12 protein-coding genes and 1 pseudogene are annotated in these 17,771 nt (G+C 65.6%); 3 read left to right on the top strand and 10 right to left on the bottom strand.

What is annotated here, in order from left to right:
- Nucleotides 1–24: 24 nt before the first annotated feature.
- The 9 genes from ACQPYX_RS10970 to ACQPYX_RS10930 form a co-directional block, all read right to left on the bottom strand.
- On the bottom strand, nt 25–1,434 hold the full coding sequence (locus ACQPYX_RS10970) for a polysaccharide biosynthesis tyrosine autokinase (protein ID WP_433802937.1): 1,410 nt from the start codon (nt 1,432–1,434) through the stop codon (nt 25–27).
- Entirely contained in the window at nt 1,431–2,297 is an 867-nt protein-coding gene (locus tag ACQPYX_RS10965; RefSeq protein WP_433802936.1) for an O-antigen ligase family protein, read from the bottom strand. The genes ACQPYX_RS10970 and ACQPYX_RS10965 overlap by 4 nt, the downstream gene beginning before the upstream one ends.
- Nucleotides 2,298–2,731: 434 nt before the next feature.
- Nucleotides 2,732–3,874: a glycosyltransferase family 4 protein gene (locus ACQPYX_RS10960; RefSeq protein ID WP_433802935.1), complete on the bottom strand. Its 1,143-nt coding sequence runs from the start codon at nt 3,872–3,874 to the stop codon at nt 2,732–2,734.
- A gap of 59 nt (nt 3,875–3,933) precedes the next feature.
- Entirely contained in the window at nt 3,934–4,548 is a 615-nt protein-coding gene (locus tag ACQPYX_RS10955; RefSeq protein ID WP_433802934.1) for a hypothetical protein, read from the bottom strand.
- Nucleotides 4,549–5,140: 592 nt separating this feature from the next.
- The gene (locus tag ACQPYX_RS10950; RefSeq protein ID WP_433802933.1) at nt 5,141–6,271 is read right to left on the bottom strand and encodes a glycosyltransferase family 4 protein; all 1,131 of its coding nucleotides are present in this window, start codon (nt 6,269–6,271) and stop codon (nt 5,141–5,143) included.
- On the bottom strand, nt 6,268–7,239 hold the full coding sequence (gmd, locus tag ACQPYX_RS10945; protein ID WP_433802932.1) for a GDP-mannose 4,6-dehydratase: 972 nt from the start codon (nt 7,237–7,239) through the stop codon (nt 6,268–6,270). The genes ACQPYX_RS10950 and gmd overlap by 4 nt, the downstream gene beginning before the upstream one ends.
- A complete protein-coding gene (locus ACQPYX_RS10940) occupies nt 7,236–8,222 on the bottom strand; it encodes a GDP-L-fucose synthase family protein (RefSeq protein ID WP_433802931.1) in 987 nt (328 codons plus the stop codon). Before ACQPYX_RS10940 ends, gmd begins: the two co-directional genes overlap by 4 nt.
- Before the next feature lie 130 nt (nt 8,223–8,352).
- Nucleotides 8,353–9,270 (bottom strand): WecB/TagA/CpsF family glycosyltransferase, encoded by a 918-nt coding sequence (locus tag ACQPYX_RS10935; RefSeq protein WP_433802930.1) that lies wholly within the window; start codon nt 9,268–9,270, stop codon nt 8,353–8,355.
- Nucleotides 9,271–9,316: 46 nt separating this feature from the next.
- Nucleotides 9,317–10,735 carry a sugar transferase gene (locus ACQPYX_RS10930; RefSeq protein WP_433802929.1) on the bottom strand — a complete coding sequence of 473 codons (1,419 nt, stop codon included), beginning with the start codon at nt 10,733–10,735 and terminating at the stop codon, nt 9,317–9,319.
- Nucleotides 10,736–12,084: 1,349 nt separating this feature from the next.
- Between ACQPYX_RS10930 and ACQPYX_RS10925 the strand changes: the two genes are divergently transcribed.
- The gene (locus tag ACQPYX_RS10925; protein ID WP_433802928.1) at nt 12,085–15,435 is read left to right on the top strand and encodes a protein kinase domain-containing protein; all 3,351 of its coding nucleotides are present in this window, start codon (nt 12,085–12,087) and stop codon (nt 15,433–15,435) included.
- Nucleotides 15,436–15,459: 24 nt separating this feature from the next.
- Here the strand turns inward: ACQPYX_RS10925 and ACQPYX_RS10920 are convergent, their stop codons facing one another.
- Nucleotides 15,460–16,689 (bottom strand): hypothetical protein, encoded by a 1,230-nt coding sequence (locus tag ACQPYX_RS10920; protein WP_433802927.1) that lies wholly within the window; start codon nt 16,687–16,689, stop codon nt 15,460–15,462.
- 23 nt (nt 16,690–16,712) lie between these two features.
- Between ACQPYX_RS10920 and ACQPYX_RS10915 the strand changes: the two are divergent.
- Both ACQPYX_RS10915 and ACQPYX_RS10910 read left to right on the top strand, forming a co-directional pair.
- A pseudogene (locus ACQPYX_RS10915) lies at nt 16,713–17,099 on the top strand (FHA domain-containing protein); the annotation flags it as partial.
- 21 nt (nt 17,100–17,120) lie between these two features.
- Complete coding sequence (locus ACQPYX_RS10910; protein WP_433803844.1) at nt 17,121–17,771, top strand: adenylate/guanylate cyclase domain-containing protein; 651 nt, start codon at nt 17,121–17,123, stop codon at nt 17,769–17,771.

Genomic DNA, 17,771 nt, shown 5'->3' with positions numbered 1-17,771 from the left:
AGCCTACCTTCTGTCGCAAATCACTCACCTGCGACGCGTTGGACTCGGCTTGATGTGCGTGTCAGTCACATCTGACCTGTCTACATTCTCGACAGAGCGCGAGGGCGCGTAGTCATAAGCACTATCCTCTCGGGAGGAAAGATGGACTCTGTTTAGAACAACACCCAAGATTCTCGCGTCAACCGACGACAACGCCACTTGCAATGTTCGAAGGTCTTCGTTGCGCGTGCTCCGATCTTGCACAACCACCAAGACCGCATCGGCTCGGCTCGCCAGTACCGTCGAATCCGCGACAGGGAGGACTGGTGGCGAGTCGATGAGCACAATATCGACAAAGCCTTGGAGTTCTTGAAGGACCCCTTGAGCCCGTTCCGACCCAAGCAGCTCGCTTGGGTTCGGCGGCAGTTCGCCAGCAGGGAGAACCCACATATTGCCGTTCACCCGTTGAAGGGCCTGGGGTAGTGGAATCCGACCTACTATCGCCGTCGTAAGACCAGGCTGTTCCGCCACCCCGAGTCGTTCCGCCACCGTTGGGCGGCGCAAGTCCGCGTCTACAAGACAAACTCTTCTTCCCATTTCAGCAAGAGCAAGTGCAAGATTCAAGGTCACATAGGACTTGCCCTCTCCGGCCTTGCAGCTAGTTACGACAATGGATTTTGCCGCTTTATCCACAGCTGCGAAGTCGAGACCCGTTCGCAACTTCCTGAATTCCTCCGCTGTACGACTACGGGGATTGTCTCGAACGACCAACGTTGCTTCGTCCACGCTCGTGCCGATACCTGCTACCGCGGATAACCCCAAGGCCTCGAGACCGACCCTGCCGCGAACTGTATCGGTTAGTGCATCACGCACGACGCCGACCGATAGACCTATCGCCAGGCCCAGCAGAGCACCTACTACGAGGTTGACCGGAATCCGTGGCCAGTCGGGGGAGGACGGCGTTTGCGCCGGGGCAACGACTGTGGCCCGAATAGGCGATGGCTGGCCCGGACTCGGTGCCTCGATCGCTTCGACCGTTCGCGCGAGCTGCGTGACGGTCGCGTCCGACAGACGGACAGCCGCGTCGGAGGACGGACCTTCAGCAGTAACCTCCACTATGACAGTGTCGGTGGGCGCGTCTGCGGATACGAGGCCCTGCAGATCGGCAACAGACTCCGACGACTGCAGGACTTGTTTGACGGAGTCCAGTACCAAGGGACTACGAGCCAACTCCGCGTACGACTTCACCCGTTCACTCGAAAACGTTCCACCCTGAGACAACTGATCTAACCGGCTAGTGTCACCTCGAGCTGACACAAAGAGCTGACTTGTTGACGAGTACCGGGGTGGTATCACCAAACTGATGACGCCGGCAAGCACCACACCAACGAGAGCCGCGCCCGTCATCAGTAGCCAATTCTCAAGGAGAATCGTCCGAAATCGATTCCAGTTCACACTTCACCGCCAGAGGACAATCGGCTGGTACTTGCAGGTAGCGTATCTCGAAGACACAGCGTGGAAACTAGCAGGAGCACGAGAGTCATCGACGGTGCCTGCAGCGTAGGGTTAACGAAGCTCGTCAAGACGCCGAAGATCACTAAGAGGGCGGCAAAAGGCCTATAGGACTCTGGACTCCCCGCATTTTGGACCGATCTTGCAACAGCAATAATCGCGAAGATCGCAACCGGCAGGGTCCCGATGATTCCTACGTCGACCAATAACTCAAGCCACGTGTTGTCCAGATTCGACTGAAGCTGGGCAGAAGGTAGAGCCGTTAGCCCCAATCTATGGCCAGAGTAATAACCAAGACCGGCAATCGGGTTATCCGACACCGACTGGAACGCCACGCGCCAAATGACAGTCCGCCCGGTCAGCGTTTCAAGAGACTGGTCGTCCTGCCCTCTTAGGAAGTATTCCGTAACCGAGGACGTATAAGAAAGAATAAGCAGAGCGAACGGCACCGAGGCCAGGAGAAAGAGAACCGACGGAAGTGGACGGTGACGGAGGCCGAAGACAACAGCCAGCAGGATCACCAATACAGCTAGCGCCACTCCGATCCTCGTCCTCGTGAGCAAGAGCACTGCGACGTAAGCGAAAGCTAGGACTACCTGAAGCCATGGACGTTTCGAGACAAAATCAGGCCCAATGCGAATAGCAATGGAAAGCAGCCCCGCTAGAGCCACATACGCCAAAGGATTGGCGCTAATCTGAGGAATAATCGAACCTAGTCGAGAGATTTCCTCGCCCTTCGCGACCGCGAACGCCAAAGATGGAGCGATGAACGCACCAACTATCGTTGCGGTGAGAATGATGTGCACAAGCCCTGCCGCGGACCTCATGGTCGCGTGATTGCTCTGATAGTAGCGAGGTATAAGCGATAAGGCATAGAATGTGCCTAATAGTGGAACAACTTTGAGTAGCGTCGCGCGGGGCTCTACTGACCAAAGGCTACTTGCTACGCAAACTAGAACGAACGCATATAGAGCGACCAGCGCGTTATCTCGAATTTGTCGCAACGGTTGCCACGTTAGACGGACAAAGATCGCTAGAACGACAACGCCACCGCCTCTTACGATATCGAGCGGTCCAAACCCTCCCGCCTCGACCTCATCACCAGTTCTAGCGGTGGAGTAGAAGAATGGAAGAAGAACTGCAACCCATAGGAGCGCCTGGGCCCACTTTGATTCTGATACCTCGATCCCACGCAATGCAACTTCTGATTGACTTCTCGTCCGCGTTTTTTCAGCGCCGTTCACCCGACTCGCGCTTCTTTCGCTCTTGATAATGCTATCTCGTAACCGCTCATCAGCGAGGAGAGTGACTTCTCGGGCGAAAACCTGTCCGCGAAGGTCGCGTAGGCAGCTTCTTGACGAGTTGTATGTTCCTCTACACGGGACTCCGCAAGGTCTCCCATGGCTGCAGACAGGTCTTCTACAGTCGGCGGCACGCAGATTCCGTTGGAGCCGTTGATCACGTTGGCTAGTGCACCGAGATTCGTGGCGATCACCGGGAGCCCAGCCGAGAAGGCCTCGACGGCGACCCGAGGGAGGCCCTCATAGCATGTACTCGGGATAATGAGCGCACTCGAACTTCGCATCAAGCCCAATACTTCATTCTGGGTCTTTCGGCCTAGATACTGTACCGATGGCGCATCGGCAGTGGCCCTCAGCACCTCCTCGATCAGTGGCCCCGAGCCGACGACTTGCAGACGAGGCGCTCCCGGACCGAGAGCCTTGTGTGCCCGTAAGAGCAACGAGATGCCTTTTTCCTCACTGAAGCGGCCTACGTACAGGAGAGGATCGTCGCTCATCCCGCGCGGCTCGTTCGTCGCCGGCTCCAAATAACGATTCAGGATGGTGTTCCCGCGCACCGTTACTCGATCGGCGTCGAGACCTACCTGGTCAACTAGGTAGGTCTCGAGCTCAGGCGTGAGCGCGAAGTAGTGATCGAGCGCCTTCAGGATGGGTAAGGCCCGCAGCCTTTTGGCGGCAATCGCCGCGCTCTGCCATTTGCTACCCCGATAGCAGCTATTCAAAACGCCAGGCAACTCTGTCTTTCTACCCTGACACATGTGACAAGGATCCCCGTCTAGCTGGTGTGTCCCAGCCATGCAGGTGAATCGGTAGTTGTGCACCGTCATCACGGTAGCGGCATTCGACCGCTGTATGCGGTTGAGTGCCCGTAGAGAGAAGAAGGGCAGGGCGTTATGGATATGAACAACGTCTGGGTAATAGCTATTGAGGATCCTGCTAACGTTGAGCGAGCCACCTTTGCGCAGCTCTGCATAAGCGGTCGTCGTGCGAGACTGCCCAGTGCCCAAAAAGGCGTCCGATTCGACCGCGAGCACTTCGACCTGCACTCCTGCTTGACGCAGTAGCTCGACGTCCGTACTCACTGCTTCATTCTCACCACTTGGACTCGAACGATCGTATGAGTTGTGGACTAGGAGCACCTTCACGAGCCCTCCTTCAAATGAACTTGTCCTGCGCCCTTGCTGTTCAAGGTTCGCGTAATGATGAGCAATATCGCTGAGAAGAGCACCGACTGGATAGCGAGGCTGGCTCCAAGTATCTCGGGGACGGGCAGCAGTACATAGGAAAAGCCGACGCAAGCGCCCGCCACTGTGGACAGCGTGCGACTCACAAGAATCTCTCTCATTCGATGCCTGGCTCGCAACACCGCGACGCGTCCGAGTACGAATGAGTAGCTCAGTACCTGCACGCCTGCCAAGCAGATGAGGGTGAGAGATAGGCGGACCTGCTCGTTGAACAGCAGTTGGCTGACTATCCCACTAGCCAACATCAAGACCGTGGTATAGACCAAAGCCGTTGCAACAGCCACGGTAGAAACAAGCGGCAGGAGCCGGCGCCCAGCGTAGCCCTGCGCGAGACGCGGTAAGAGAAGCATATTCAGTACGGGAAACAGTGCGGCTAGAGGCCCGATGAGGGTTTGCCCGGCCCGGAAGTCAGCCAACCCAAAATCGTCGGTCGACAGCTCAACAACGATGAGGATGAGAGCCTGTTGGCCGAATGCGAAGATGAGCCCGTCGAGAACGAGGGATCCGCCCATCTTCCCGTGGCCATCAAACCACGTCCTGAGCGCTCCACGTGAGAGGCTCGGTCTAATACGAAGCCGTCCTACCCCGTAAAGGCCAGCAAGAGATGCGCATGCTCCCCATGTGGCCGTAACATTCGCGCCCGATGGGTCCGCGGGCACAATGATGAGCACAGGTAGAAGTACGCACCAAACGCCGTCGACCTCAAATGCGATCCGCGAATCCAACCTCCGAAAAGCGATGAACCGCGTGGCGTCCTGTAGAAGTAGGCCCGCAATGACCGCAGACAACGCTATGATCGTAGGTCTGTCCAGTGCAGAGCCGAGCACGTAGAGGACTCCGCCTACCACCAAGCCACCCGCGAAGGATGCGCTGAGAGCTACTGTTTCAGACGATCCGCGTCGTGACTCATGACTAACAAGGCTAGATTCTAGAAGAAAGGAGCGATTCAAACCCAGCACAATGAGATAAATGGTGAAGGCGAAAGAAAACCCTACCAGTCCATCCTTGCCGCTGGAGTAAGAGACGAAGACTAGGACAAGCGAATTGCTCGCCGTGGACGCGATCTGGTCAAGTGTCGTCCAAGTCGCCCCTCGTCTTGCCGACTCAACCACCGTTCGCGACCGATTTCCAAAGGTCGACCAGTTTCCGGGCGAGCTCCCGTGGGGAGTGATGCAACTCATACTGGTTCCGAACTGCCGCCTGAGCCTCGATCAGAATAGACCTATCCTGCGCAGATCGTTCCAAGATCGCAGCCAACTGACTACTCTCGCCTTCGTCGAAAGCGAGTTTGTCGTAATCGACGACTTCTGGCAAGGCGCCGCTACGGCTATAGATAACCGGTACGCTTCTAGCCATCGCTTCCACGGCGACGCGTCCGTATTGTTCACGCAATCGAGGTGTGGACACAGACGGAACGATTAGGGCGTCAAGCGTTCCGATCAGCTCGAGCGCATCCGGTTGCGGCATCTCGCCAAGACTTTTGGCAGACACGCCTGTTAGCGTCTCGATTTCCCCTGCTTGTCGGTTAGCGCCTGCAAGGACTAACTCGAGACGATGCCTAGTTGTCGGCGCGACGAGGGTCAGCGCATTGATGAGTACATCCAACCCTTTCTCTGGTGCGTCGCGTCCCACGAAACCTAGCCGGAGCTTCGAGACATCGTGTTGCGGCACTGTAGGAATTTCTGCACGCCGGGAAAGGCCCGCAGATACCGGGTCTGGAGTCGCGATCCCAGGGACTACGCAGGTCGGAAGCTGCGGGTTGCATGATAAGGCAAGGCGCGAACCTTCAGCGTTCCAGCTGACGTAAGCTGCCGCTCTATGCAACGTGAACCCTAGGAGTTTGTCTCTTACGGTTCGTTCCAGCCCGTGGCCGAAGTAGAACTGATTGTCGGCCCCGTGAATTACGACTGGACACGAAGCCATCGCCAACGACTGGATGGCAGGTACTCCCCATGCCTCACAGTGAACGTGCAGTACATCGGGTCTGAGTTCGCGTAACTTAGAGCGAAGACCCTTGAAGTACCACCAAGTCGAGTCACGCCCCTTCCTAAGTGGGAGGGGCTGAAGGTAGTGTTCAAGACCTGATTCTGCTCTTTCACCTGTAATGTAGGGATCGAGCTGACGGGTAGGCGCTGCGCCTGCCAGGTGAAGTTCGATGCCGTCGATCAGCGCAGCCTCCTCCCACAGATCGAGCTGACCTGGGACGAGGTGGTTAGTAACGACTAGTACCTTCACTGTTCGTCCAGTTCGGCTTCAACCATGATGCGGGCGAGCTGGTCGGGCATGGTCTGCGCCTTCCAGCCCAGCTCCTTCTCGGCCTTGGTGGCGTCACCGATCAGGGCGTCGACCTCGGTCGGACGCAGATAGGTCTCGTCGAACCGGACGTGGGACTCCCAGTCCAGGTTCACCGCCCCGAAGCAGTACTGGACCCACTGCCGCACCGTCGTCGCCGTTCCGGTCGCGAGCACGTAGTCGTCCCCGCGGTCGGCCTGCAGCATCCGCCACATGCCCTCCACGTACTCCGGGGCGTACCCCCAGTCCCGGACCGCGTCCAGATTCCCCAGGTATACGAACTGCTCCTTGGCCTGCGCAATCCGCGCCGCCGCCCGCGCGATCTTGCGGGTCACGAACGTCTCCCCGCGACGCGGGGACTCGTGGTTGAACAGGATCCCGTTCACCGCGAACATCCCGTGCGCCTCACGGTAGTTCCGCGCCATCCAATACCCGTACACCTTCGCCGCCCCATACGGGCTGCGCGGATAGAACGGGGTCTGTTCGTTCTGCGGCGGCGGCGTCGCCCCGAACATCTCCGAGCTCGACGCCTGGTAGTAACGGGTCTCGATCCCCACCATCCGGATCGCCTCGAGCAGCCGGGCAGTGCCGACCCCGGTGGTGTTGCCCGTGTACTCCGGCTCGTCGAAGCTCACCCGCACGTGCGACTGCGCCGCCAGGTGATACACCTCGTCCGGACGGACCTTCTCGATCAACGTCACCAGCCGACTCGAGTCGGTCAGATCCCCGTAGTGCAGCACCAGACGCTGGTCCGGGTCGTGCGGGTCCTGATACAAGTGCTCGATCCGACCCGTGTTGAACGTCGACGACCGGCGGATGATGCCGTGCACCTCGTAGCCCTTCGCCAGCAACAACTCGGTCAGGTACGACCCGTCCTGACCGGTGATACCCGTGATGATCGCGCGCTTCATTCCACAACCCCCGACATCTGCTCAGCGCCGGCCCCCTCGCCGGCGACATCGGTCAGGTACCAGCGGTAGGTCGAGGCCAGGCCCTCGGTGAGCCCGATCCGGGGCTTCCACCCCGTCGCCGCGATCTTCGAGACGTCCAGCACCTTGCGGGGCGTCCCGTCCGGACGCGACGTGTCGTAGACGATGTCCCCCGAGAAACCCACCGTCCGGGCGACCGCCGACGCCAACTCCGCGATCGTCACGTCCTCACCGGTCCCGACGTTGATCGGCGCCGGATCGTCGTAGGCCTCCAACAGGTGCACACACGCCGCCGCCAGATCATCGACGTGCAGGAACTCCCGCCGCGGCGTCCCGGTCCCCCACACCGTCACACTCGGTTCCCCGTTGACGGTGGCCTCGTGGAACTTCTGGATCAACGCCGGCAACACGTGCGAGGACTCCAGGTCGAAATTGTCCCCCGGCCCGTACAGATTCGTCGGCATCGCCGAAATCCACCGACGCTCGTACTCGCGACGGTAGGACTGCACACCCATGATCCCCGCGATCTTCGCGATCGCGTACGCGTCGTTCGTCGGCTCCAACGCCCCCGTCAGCAGCGAGTCCTCCCGGATCGGCTGCTCCGCGAACTTCGGATAGATGCACGACGACCCCAAAAACAGCCGCTCCGTCCCCGCCGCGTGCGCCGCGTCCAGCAGATTCGCCTGGATCCGCAGGTTGTCGTGCAGGAACTCCACCGGCCGCGCGTCGTTCGCCGCGATCCCACCCACCCGAGCCGCCGCATCCACCACGACATCGGGTCGGGTCGCCGTCACGAACTCCCGCGCCGCGTCCGCATCCCGCAGATCCACCTGCGCCGACCGGGCCCCCACCACATCCGAGAACCCCGCCGCCCCCAACGCCCGCACCACCGCCGACCCCACCAGGCCCCCCGACCCGGCCACCAACACACGCGCGTCGCGCGGTAGTAACTGCTGTGCCGTCACCGGCCCCCCCGTGGTGGCGCAACCAAGCCCACTGGAGCCTGACAGGGCACGCACAGTAGGCGGAAGCGAGGGGCCTGCCAACCGTAGACTCGAACGAATGGCGGTAGGTGTCGTGTGCTGAACGGTGGAGTCACGCGGCCGATCGGCACTGTCGAGCCGTCTCGAGCACGGCCTTCGCGTGGGTCTGGGCACGGCGGTAGCGATACGCGGCGTACACGAAGCGCGAGTTGCCGAAGAGGTAGCGGCGCCACAGCCGGCGCGGCTCGCTGCTGAAGCGGTGCACCCACTCCAGCCCGGAGTGCTGCATCCACGTCGGGGCCTCGGGCTTGTTACCGGCGATGAAGTCGAACGCGGCGCCAATCGCGACCGCGACGACGCCGGCGTCGCGCGCGAGCTCGACGGCCGCGCGGTCCTGCTTCGGAGTCCCGAGGCCCACCCAGACGATGTCGGCGCCGGACTCCCGGATGCGTGCCGCCTGCTCGGCCCGCTCGTCGTCGGTCAGAGGGCGGAAGGGCGGCGACTCGACCCCGACGATGGACGCAGCCGGAAACCGGCGCAGAAGCTCGTCGCGGAGCTTCTCGACGACCTCGGGGGTGCTCCCGAGCAGGTAGTGCCGCGTTCCGTGGAACTGGCCCTGCTCGACGACATCGAGGAACAGGTCGTTGCCCCGCACGCGGTCGGCGCCCTCGGCCGTCACGCCCACCAGCTTGTTCATCCACGCGACCGACTTGCCATCCGCCAGGTTCAGGCTCGCGTTCTGCAACATGAAGCGGTAGCCGGCGTTCTGGTCGGCCAGGGAGAGCGTGTAGGCGTTGCACAGGTGGACGTCGGCGCCCTCGGAGCGGTTCTTCCGAGCCAGGTGCAGGACCTGTGCAACCGCCACACCCGGGGTGCACGCGGAGATCGGAACCCGAGCGCAATAGATCCGCTGAGTCGGGGTCGCTGCCGTGTCGGGCGCCGGAACGACCACCTTGATGTTCTTGGAGCGCTGCAGCGGGATCGACGCGGCGTCGACGTCGGAGACGGTGATGGCGGTGTTCTCGGGCATAGCTCTACCCCCGGATGAATGCGTGGTTGATGAGAGAATTGCTAGTTCAGTACGCGCCGCGGCCGCGAGTGACGGCTCCGACGGTCTTCCAGAGAATGTTCATGTCGAGGGCCGGCGACCAGTTCTCGACGTAGCGCAGGTCGAGTCGCACCGACTCGTCCCAGGTGAGGTCCGAGCGGCCGCTGACCTGCCAGAGGCCGGTCATGCCCGGGCGAACGAGGAGCTTGCGACGGGCGTCGGTCTCGTACTGCGCCACCTCGCGGGCGAGCGGCGGGCGGGGGCCGACCAGGGACATCGAGCCGCTGAGCACGTTGAACAGCTGCGGGAGCTCGTCGAGCGAGAGCCGGCGCAGCGTCGACCCGACTGCGGTGATGCGCGGGTCGCGCTTCATCTTGAACAGCGGGCCCGCCGCCTCGTTGTCCACGGAAAGCGTCGCGACCATTTGGTCGGCGTTCACGACCATCGAGCGGAACTTCACCATGCGGAAGTGCTCGCCGTTGAGGCCGACGCGCTCCTGTCGGTAGAAGACCGGGCCGCCGTCGCGCTTGATGAGCACTGCGATCGTGAGGAAGACCGGGGCGAGGACGAAGAGGAGCGCGGCAGCGCCGAGGCGATCGATGCCGGCCTTGACCGCGCGGGTCACGCCGTCGAAGCGGGGCTCGGTGAGGCGGAGCATCGGGAGGCCGTCGACCGGGGCGACGTGCAGCCGCGGGCCGCCGATCTCCATGAGGCCGGGGTCGACGACCAGGTCGACGCCGGTGCCCTCGAGCTCCCAGGCCAGCGCCTGGAGCCGCTTGGGGCTCCAGCCGGGGGTCGGGGCGATGGCGACCACGTCGATGCCGAGTTCGGCGACCTGGCGGGCGACGCCGTCGAGGTCGCCGACCACCGGGACGTCAGCCACGGTGGCGGAGCCGTCGGAGGCCTCGCCGGTGGAGGTGCAGGCGGCGACGACGGTCCAGCCGTGATGCGGGACCCGCAGGGTCCGAGTGACCAGGTCGGTAATGCCCTGCTCGGTGCCGATCACCAGGACCGAGGACATGCAGAGGTCCTCGCGGCGCGCGGCGTGCAGCACGCGGCGGATGAGGTAGCGGCCGCCGAGGATCGCGAGCCCGGTGACCGGCAGGACTCCGATGACCCAGGGGCGCAGGTCGTTCGCCTTGGCCATGTAGCCGATGAGGGCCAGGACCAGGGAGGCGCCGACGAAGGCGCGGACGAGCCGGTTGAACTCCTCGGCGCCCTGGCCGATCACCTGCGAGTCCCAGCAGCGCATCGTCGCCATGAGCGTCAGCGCCACGCCTGCACCGATGCAGCTGGACACCGCGGCGGCTTGCAGGTCCCAGGAGCGGGTCGCGACGCCGAGGGCGGTCGCGATGGCGGCCACGCCGATGACGATGCCGAGATCCGACGCGACGACAGCACGCAGCAGCACTGCGCGCCAGGTCTGCGTCGACGCCGGTCCCCCCACCGGCGCCCCCTGCGGGGACCGCGGCGCAGAAACGCCGGCGTGATGCCGGTTCCCCACGAACCCGATGTCCGTGCTCACTTCGTGTGACCCCCCACTGTCACGGACGGCCAGATCGTTACCTGCGGGCCCCGGAGGTCTCCTCCGTTCGCCTGCAGCCCCCACCGTCATCCGTTGGTGCGCTCTCGACGGCGCTATCGGGGTTTGGGGTTCTTTCCGTTACCAAGCCTCGACAGAGGAACCGGCGTGTCGTGACGACACGCCGCAACGGTCTGACGACGCTGAGGTCTACTTCACTCGTCAGTGTCCACAACGTCCTGACTGTTGCTACCCGGAGTGTCCGAATGCCGACGAGTTCCAGGGCCATGCGGCCGAACGCGTTGCTCGGAGATCGACGTCACGCCGCGTCAGAGCACGATCCGGTCGCGACGCAGCCGAAGGCGGGCCACAGCACGTCGCGGCGCGACATGACCGACCGCCTTCGAGGCATGTCGGCGAGCGAGGTCTGCTGGAACCCAGAACAGATCGCACTCCGGTCGCCGGTGAAGCCGTAGCGCCAGGCGACGGCCGTCGAGGTGTTCGACTGGGCGCGCAGGCCGAGCTGGTTACTGCGGCAACGAGTCCGAAGCGACACCGAAGTCGCGCCGCAACTGGGAGGACTGCGACATCAGCCCTGAGCGTGAGAGCTGCGATGAAAGGCGGCTGTAAGAACGCTGCGTCACCGTAGCGCTGCCCGGCTAGGAGTCGGGTCGCTCTCAGGGCCGAACGCCGGTGATCAAGGCCGACGTCTTGTGTACGGAGCGCGTCCATCCAGAGGGGAGCTCCCATGACCAGGACCCGCGCACTCGCACGTCGTCGTCCCGAGCCTCTCCGACGCCCGCCGGGCCCGAGCGGGCGCCCGCGGTGACGATGGAAACTCCAGGGCGACGGACCGGACCGTCCGGTGGTTTCGGCGGCACGGCCCATGCCTCGAGTGACCGCTCGTCCGCGACCGTAGGACAAGGTGGCGACGGCGGCAGCGAGCCGCAGTGAGGGGCACCCGGAGGGCGAGGCGGATACGCCTCCGCCGAGGGCGAGTCCTCCACCGAGACCGGCGGAGAGGCCGGTGATCCCGACCGCGAGACCGCACCACGAGCGACGACGGGACGGGCACCGTCGCCAGCTCAAGGAAAGCGGCGGGGCCGAATCCGTTCGCGCCGCCCCGCTGTCGCCATTCCTCGTTGGACCGCGTGTTGTGACTGACTGCGACACGGCGAATGCGAACCGCAGTGAGATCTTCCGACAGAGCTTCACGTGAACCGCAAGAAGGGCACATCGGTGCCGAATGACGTAACGCGAGAGCTCTTGTCGCGATGTTCGAGACAACCGTGTCTGGTGCGGATCAGGCGAAGGTGCAGCACGGCGAAGGCGTCGATCGGGGGGCGGACATGGCGGGACAATGGATCTTGCCGGGATTCACGGAAATCCGAGAGCTGGGCCGCGGAGGTACCGGGACCGTCGTCATGGCGACGGATACAGACGGCCGTCAGGTCGCCATCAAGTATCTGAGCGCCGACTTTCTCGCCGACGCCGAGTTCCGCCGCGCCTTCGCTCAGGAGGCGGCCATCCTGGCGGGCATCCGCACGCCGCACGTCATCCAGCTCTACGACTACGTCGAGGCGACCGACGGCTCCGCCATGGTCATGGAGCTCGTCGACGGCGCTTCCCTGCGCGCCACCCTCTCCGAGCACGGCGCCACCGAGCCGGAGTCCGCCCTCGCGGTCCTCAAGGGCTCGCTGATGGGTCTGGACTTCGCCCACCGGGCCGGCGTGGTGCACCGCGACTACAAGCCGGAGAACGTGCTGCTCACCCGCGAGGGCGAGAGCAAGCTCGCGGACTTCGGCGTCGCGATCCGTACCGGAGGAGTCGGCGACGGACTCGGCACGCCGACGTACATGGCTCCCGAGCAGTGGGCCGGGGGCATCGCCTCCCCGCACGGCGACGTCTACGCGGCCACGGCGGTCTTCGTCGAGTGCATCACCGGTCGGGCGCCGTACTCCGCGGGCAACCTCAACGCACTTCGGGAGAAGCACGAGACGGCACCGATTCCGGTGGAGACGCTGCCGGAGTCCGTGCGCGATCTGGCGACCCGCGGTCTCGCCAAGCGTCCCGACTCGCGTCCCGCCGACGCCGGTGTCTTCCTCGCCGACCTCGAGCGGGCGGCGGTCGCGGGCTACGGCGCCGGGTGGGAGACGCGTGGTCGCGCCGAGCTGGCGCGCCGGGTCGCCATGCTGGCGCCGTTGCTGCCGGCCGCCGGTGTTGCAGTTGCCCCCGCCAACGCCCTGAGTAGTGTGCAGGCCCTCGCTGGCGTGGTCGGCAGCGCGGGCACGGCCGGCGGGATGGCGGGCGGCACGACCCTGGTGACCACCTCGCTGGGCAGCACCGCCGCCGGTGCCGGCGGCTGGTTCGCGACGATGGCGGCCGGGCTGGGCATCACGGGGACAGTCGCTGCGGCGGTCGCCGGCATGGTGGTCATCGGGGGCGTGGTCTTCGTCGTCGCCGTCGGCCAACAGTCTCCGGCCACGCCCGTCGATCCGCCGGCGCTCGCCCTCGTGCAGCCCGCTCCCGTCGCTCCGGCGCTCGTCGCGCCGCCTGCGCCGGGCGTCGCGGCGGTTCCGGAGGTGGCTGCGGCGCCCGCACCTGCGGCCGCACCGGGCGTCGTCGCGCAGATTCAGCCCGCGGCCGGCGTGGCGGCTCCGCCCGTCGTCGAGCCTGCAGCCGCCGCCGCACCGGGCGTGGTCGCGGAGCCGCCGGCGCCGCCTGCGGGAGTGCCTGCTCCCCCGGTCCCACCGGGTTCACAGCCCGAGCCGCCCGCGCCGCCGACGTCCGCACCGCCGATCCCGCCCACCTCGACCCCGCCAGACACTTCTCCCACCCCGACCACGTCGCCGAGCAGTCCTCCGACCTCGACCTCCACTCCGCCGACCGGCACCAACAACCGGGCGCTCGAGTCGGAGGACGGTCCCGGGAGCAACGCCTCCTCGAGCATCGACGTCGCCGAGGGCTCGGACAACACCGCCGACTCGACCGCTCGTGGTGGCAGCACCGTGACCGGCAGGATCACCGGAGCCGGCAGTTCGCGGAACACGCTGACGGCAAGCGGTGACAACGGAGCCGTGATCGACGGCCTGGTGGCCGGCGCGGGCGACCCACCCAACGACGACCTCATGGACGGCACCGCACCGGGGTACGACAACACGCTGACTCTCGATGGCACCAACAGCCGTGTCGGGGGCCGTGTCGGAGGCGTGGGGAACACCGCGAACGCCGTCGCCAATGATACCGGCACCGGCTCCTCGGAGGGAGCCGACGTCTACGTCGTGGGAGACGGCAACGTCGCCGACGCTCAGGCATTGGGCGCAGGCAGCAACGCGTTCAGCTCCGCGGTGGGTGACGGCAACAACGCGTTCTCGAGCGCCCAGGGCGCGGGCAGCACCGCCATCGCCGATGCACGCAACGGCGTGTACGCTGGCGCCTTCGCCTCTGACGGTGCCTTCGTCGAGGCCACGAGCAGCGAGCCAGGGGCAGATGCCGAGGCCGTAGCCAGCGGGGCAGGCTGGATGGCCTCCGCTCGGTCTGCGGCAGGCCCCGACGGCAGGAACGTGTACTGCTCTGCGGGCGGAGGGGCCGGCTCCGCCGGGGCCACATATCGCTCCCAGCGGTGCTCGAGCAGGGCGGACACGCAGGGGAACGTCAGCGACACGTTCACCGAGGGCGGGAGTGCCGTTGCGACGGTAGGGGTCGGGAGCGGTACGGGAAACACGGCCTCAGCCTCGTCGGACACGGGTGCGGCCACCGCGAGGATCACCGGTAACGGCAGTTCGAACAGCAGCGCGCGAGCACGGGCCGTCAACGACGCCGATGCGACCGCGACCGCGAGGGAATCGGACAGCTTCAGCGAGGCGACGGCAGACGGCACGGGGGCCAACGCCGAATCCCAGGCGTCCAACGGCGGCTTCGCCACTGCGACCGCCACCGGTACGAACGCTGTCGCGCAGGCGTCGGCGGACGGACCCGGGGTAGCCGAGGCGATTGCCACTGGGAGCGGCACCTCCGCAACCGCGAACTCGTCGAATGGTGGCGCCGCCCTCGCGTCCACGAGCGACCCCGCAGCCGTGGCCACGGCGATGGCGGTGGGAGCGGGGTGGACCGCGATCGCCAACGCAAACGGGGTGAGCTGCAGCGGGGGAAGCGCGCCGGGGTCAGTTTCGGCGAGCTACGGCACCCGGCGATGCACCGGGTACGGCGACGGGGTCAACAACACGATCGAATATTTCGACGATCCGCCCGCCGGACCGGTCTCGGGGGCATCGATCGTCGACACCGGCAACTCGCCGGTCGGTGCTGGAAGTCCTCCCCCGGACGATGCGTCAGGGACTCCGACGCCTACGGCGGACGGCTCGGGAAGCGAAGGGGTTCCGTCCGGCGGAGCCGAGCAGACCGGCGACGACCCCGGACCGTCCGCCACGCCCCCGACTCCACGACGGACCGTGACGGCCACGAACACCACGAGCACTAGCAGTGCGCCACCGCGCGACGAGCCGGTCGCTGCCGACAACACCTCTGGCGACCAACCGGATCAGGAGGCGTCGAGCACCGAACCCGACAACGACGGCCCGTACGAGCCGGAGAGCAGCAACGACGAGGACGAGAAGACCGGGTGACCCGTCGGCCGCATACGGGACGCCTCACCGGCAGTCGTACACGAACTCCGTCCGCGCTTCCGTCGCGTTCGGCTCGCTGACCCGCAACGTCGCGTTGGCCGGGTACCGGCCCCGGCCGGTGATCTGCCACAACAGGTGCACGTCGACGCTGGTCACGCCATCGGCGAGCTGCTCGTTGCGCGAGTCGGTCTCGCTGCCGTCGCTGCGTGACCAGGAGTAGGTGATCGTCCCGCCCCGACCGTTGGTGCGGATCGTTCCGAGCAGGTCGACGGTGGCATCGCACGTCGGGCTGCTACCGGTAGCCGGCACCACGGTCGCGCCCACGACCTCGAGATCGCTCGGCTGGAGGACGAACCAGGCGACGGCACCGACCAGGAGGACGACGGCCAGGAGCACGACGACTGTGGGGGTTCTCCTGCCGCGCCGCGAAGCGGAGCCGGCGCCGGACGTTGACGCGGCCGTCGAGGTCGTGGTCCAGCCCGGCACGGTGCTCCCACCCGATCCGGGTGCGAGGCCAGTGGACGACGGCTCGATCGGCCGGTTCAGCGTCCCCCCGGCATCCCCGGTCGGCTCGATCGGCCGGTTCAGCGTCCCCCCGGCATCCTTGGTCAGCTCAATCGGCCGGTCGAGCGTGGTCCCGGCATCAGCCGTCGAGAGGAGGGGGCGGACCAGGGTGCCCGGGGAGGGTGCGTCGGGCTCCCCGCTTCGGGTCGGTGCCTCCGCCGCGACGGTCGAGCCGACCGGTCGGACGAGCGTGTCCGGCGCACCGGTCGTCGCCGCGGGGGGCTGCTCCAGAGCGGTCTCGGCGGCGGCGGCGAGAGCCCCCGCTCGGCCGTACCGAGTGGCCCTGTCCGGAGACGTCGCGGTGGCGATCACCTCATGGAGCCGGGCGGAGACGTCGGGATTGAGGTCGGGGAGGGCCACCCGCGGGCCGTCCGCGTCCCGGCCGGTCGAGGGATCTCCGGTCAGTGCGGCGTGGAGCACCCACCCCAGTGCAGCGACGTCCGACCGACGATCCGGCCGGTCGCCCGCCGCCTCGGTGCGGCTGAGGTCGGCGCGCATCACGGACGCGTCAGGGCGGAGACCGTCGGCCACGTGCAGCACGACGTCGGCAGCGGCGATGTCTCCATGGGTGTCGGGCGTCGCGTCCATGGTGTCGGCGAGCTGCCGGACCACCGCCACGGCAATCGGGGCCGGCAACGCGCCGTGCGTCCGCAACCACGTGGCGAGATCGACGTGATCAGCGTTTTCCACGACGGCCTCCCGAGGAACGAAGAATGCGCGCGACGCGACCATTCAGCCCGACTGTCCGATCACCGCACGTCCGAGCTCGGAGGTACCGTACGTCCTCGAGTCAGCGGGGGGTACAGATGGTGGACGAGCAGGTGACCGAGCCCAACGGTCACGTTGTCGTCGACGGACCGGCTCGATCGACGATCGTCCCGATCTACGACCAGCTTTTCATCGGGCGGGAGTGCGGCGGTATCGCCGAACGGCGACGGCTGGTGATCGACGATCCCGAGGTGTCGCGGAGCCATCTCGAGATCCGAATGGACCCGGAACGGCGCCGTGCGTACGCCATCGACAGCAGCACGAACGGGTCACTCCTCAACGGTGCGCGTCTGGAACGCGCGGTTCCGACGGCGTTGCATCCCGGCGACGAATTGCGGCTCGGTTCCCTGTCCATGGTGTTCCACTCGACGGTGGTGGAGACCGCGGCCTCGCCCGGTGACTTCATGGTGACGCGGACGCGGATCAGCCAGGCCCGGATGGTCATGGTGGTCGGCGACATCGCGAACTACTCGACGATCTCCGAAGCCACCGAGAGCACTCGGATCGCCGACGGGCTGCACGTGCTGTGGCAGGAGCTGGGCAAGGTCCTGCGCGACCATCGCGGCACCCTGAACCACTACGCCGGGGACGCTCTGTACGCGGTGTGGGAGCTGGGCGCGATCCCCGAGGCCAACGAGCTCGCCGTGGACTTCGCGTTGGCGGCGCACCAGCGGGTCACGGAGCTGGGACCGGACCTGCCCCTGCGCAGCTCCGACGGCTCCCCGATCCGCATGGGGTGGGCCGTGGTGCAGGGCGAGGCGGCGCTGGCGGCGTTCACCCGCTCCGTCGAGGCCGTGATCGGGGACTCCACCAACCTCGCATTCCGGTTGGCCGGCCTGGCGGCGCGGGACGGGCGGGCCGAGGTGCTGGCCACGAGCACCGTGCACGATGCGGCTCCGGCAACCTTCCATTGGGGCACTCCGGAGCAGGTGCAGGTGAAGGGCCGGACGGTGACCGACACGATCTACCCCGTCCTCGGCCGTGAGGGGGCGGTCGCGGTCTGA

Origin of the sequence: Actinomycetospora sp. CA-084318 (assembly GCF_050955885.1) — a bacterium.
GTDB lineage: Bacteria > Actinomycetota > Actinomycetes > Mycobacteriales > Pseudonocardiaceae > Actinomycetospora.
Note: the sequence above shows the minus strand (reverse complement) of the source record. Positions and strands in the feature narration are given on the sequence as shown.

What these genes read in the sequence shown, in the direction of transcription:
- ACQPYX_RS10955 (WP_433802934.1), bottom strand. Translation starts at nt 4,548, where the DNA reads ATGGGCGGATCCCTCGTTCTCGACGGGCTCATCTTCGCATTCGGCCAA.
- gmd (WP_433802932.1), bottom strand. Translation starts at nt 7,239, where the DNA reads ATGAAGCGCGCGATCATCACGGGTATCACCGGTCAGGACGGGTCGTAC.
- ACQPYX_RS10935 (WP_433802930.1), bottom strand. Translation starts at nt 9,270, where the DNA reads ATGCCCGAGAACACCGCCATCACCGTCTCCGACGTCGACGCCGCGTCG.
- ACQPYX_RS10925 (WP_433802928.1), top strand. Translation starts at nt 12,085, where the DNA reads ATGTTCGAGACAACCGTGTCTGGTGCGGATCAGGCGAAGGTGCAGCAC.
- ACQPYX_RS10910 (WP_433803844.1), top strand. Translation starts at nt 17,121, where the DNA reads ATGGTGTTCCACTCGACGGTGGTGGAGACCGCGGCCTCGCCCGGTGAC.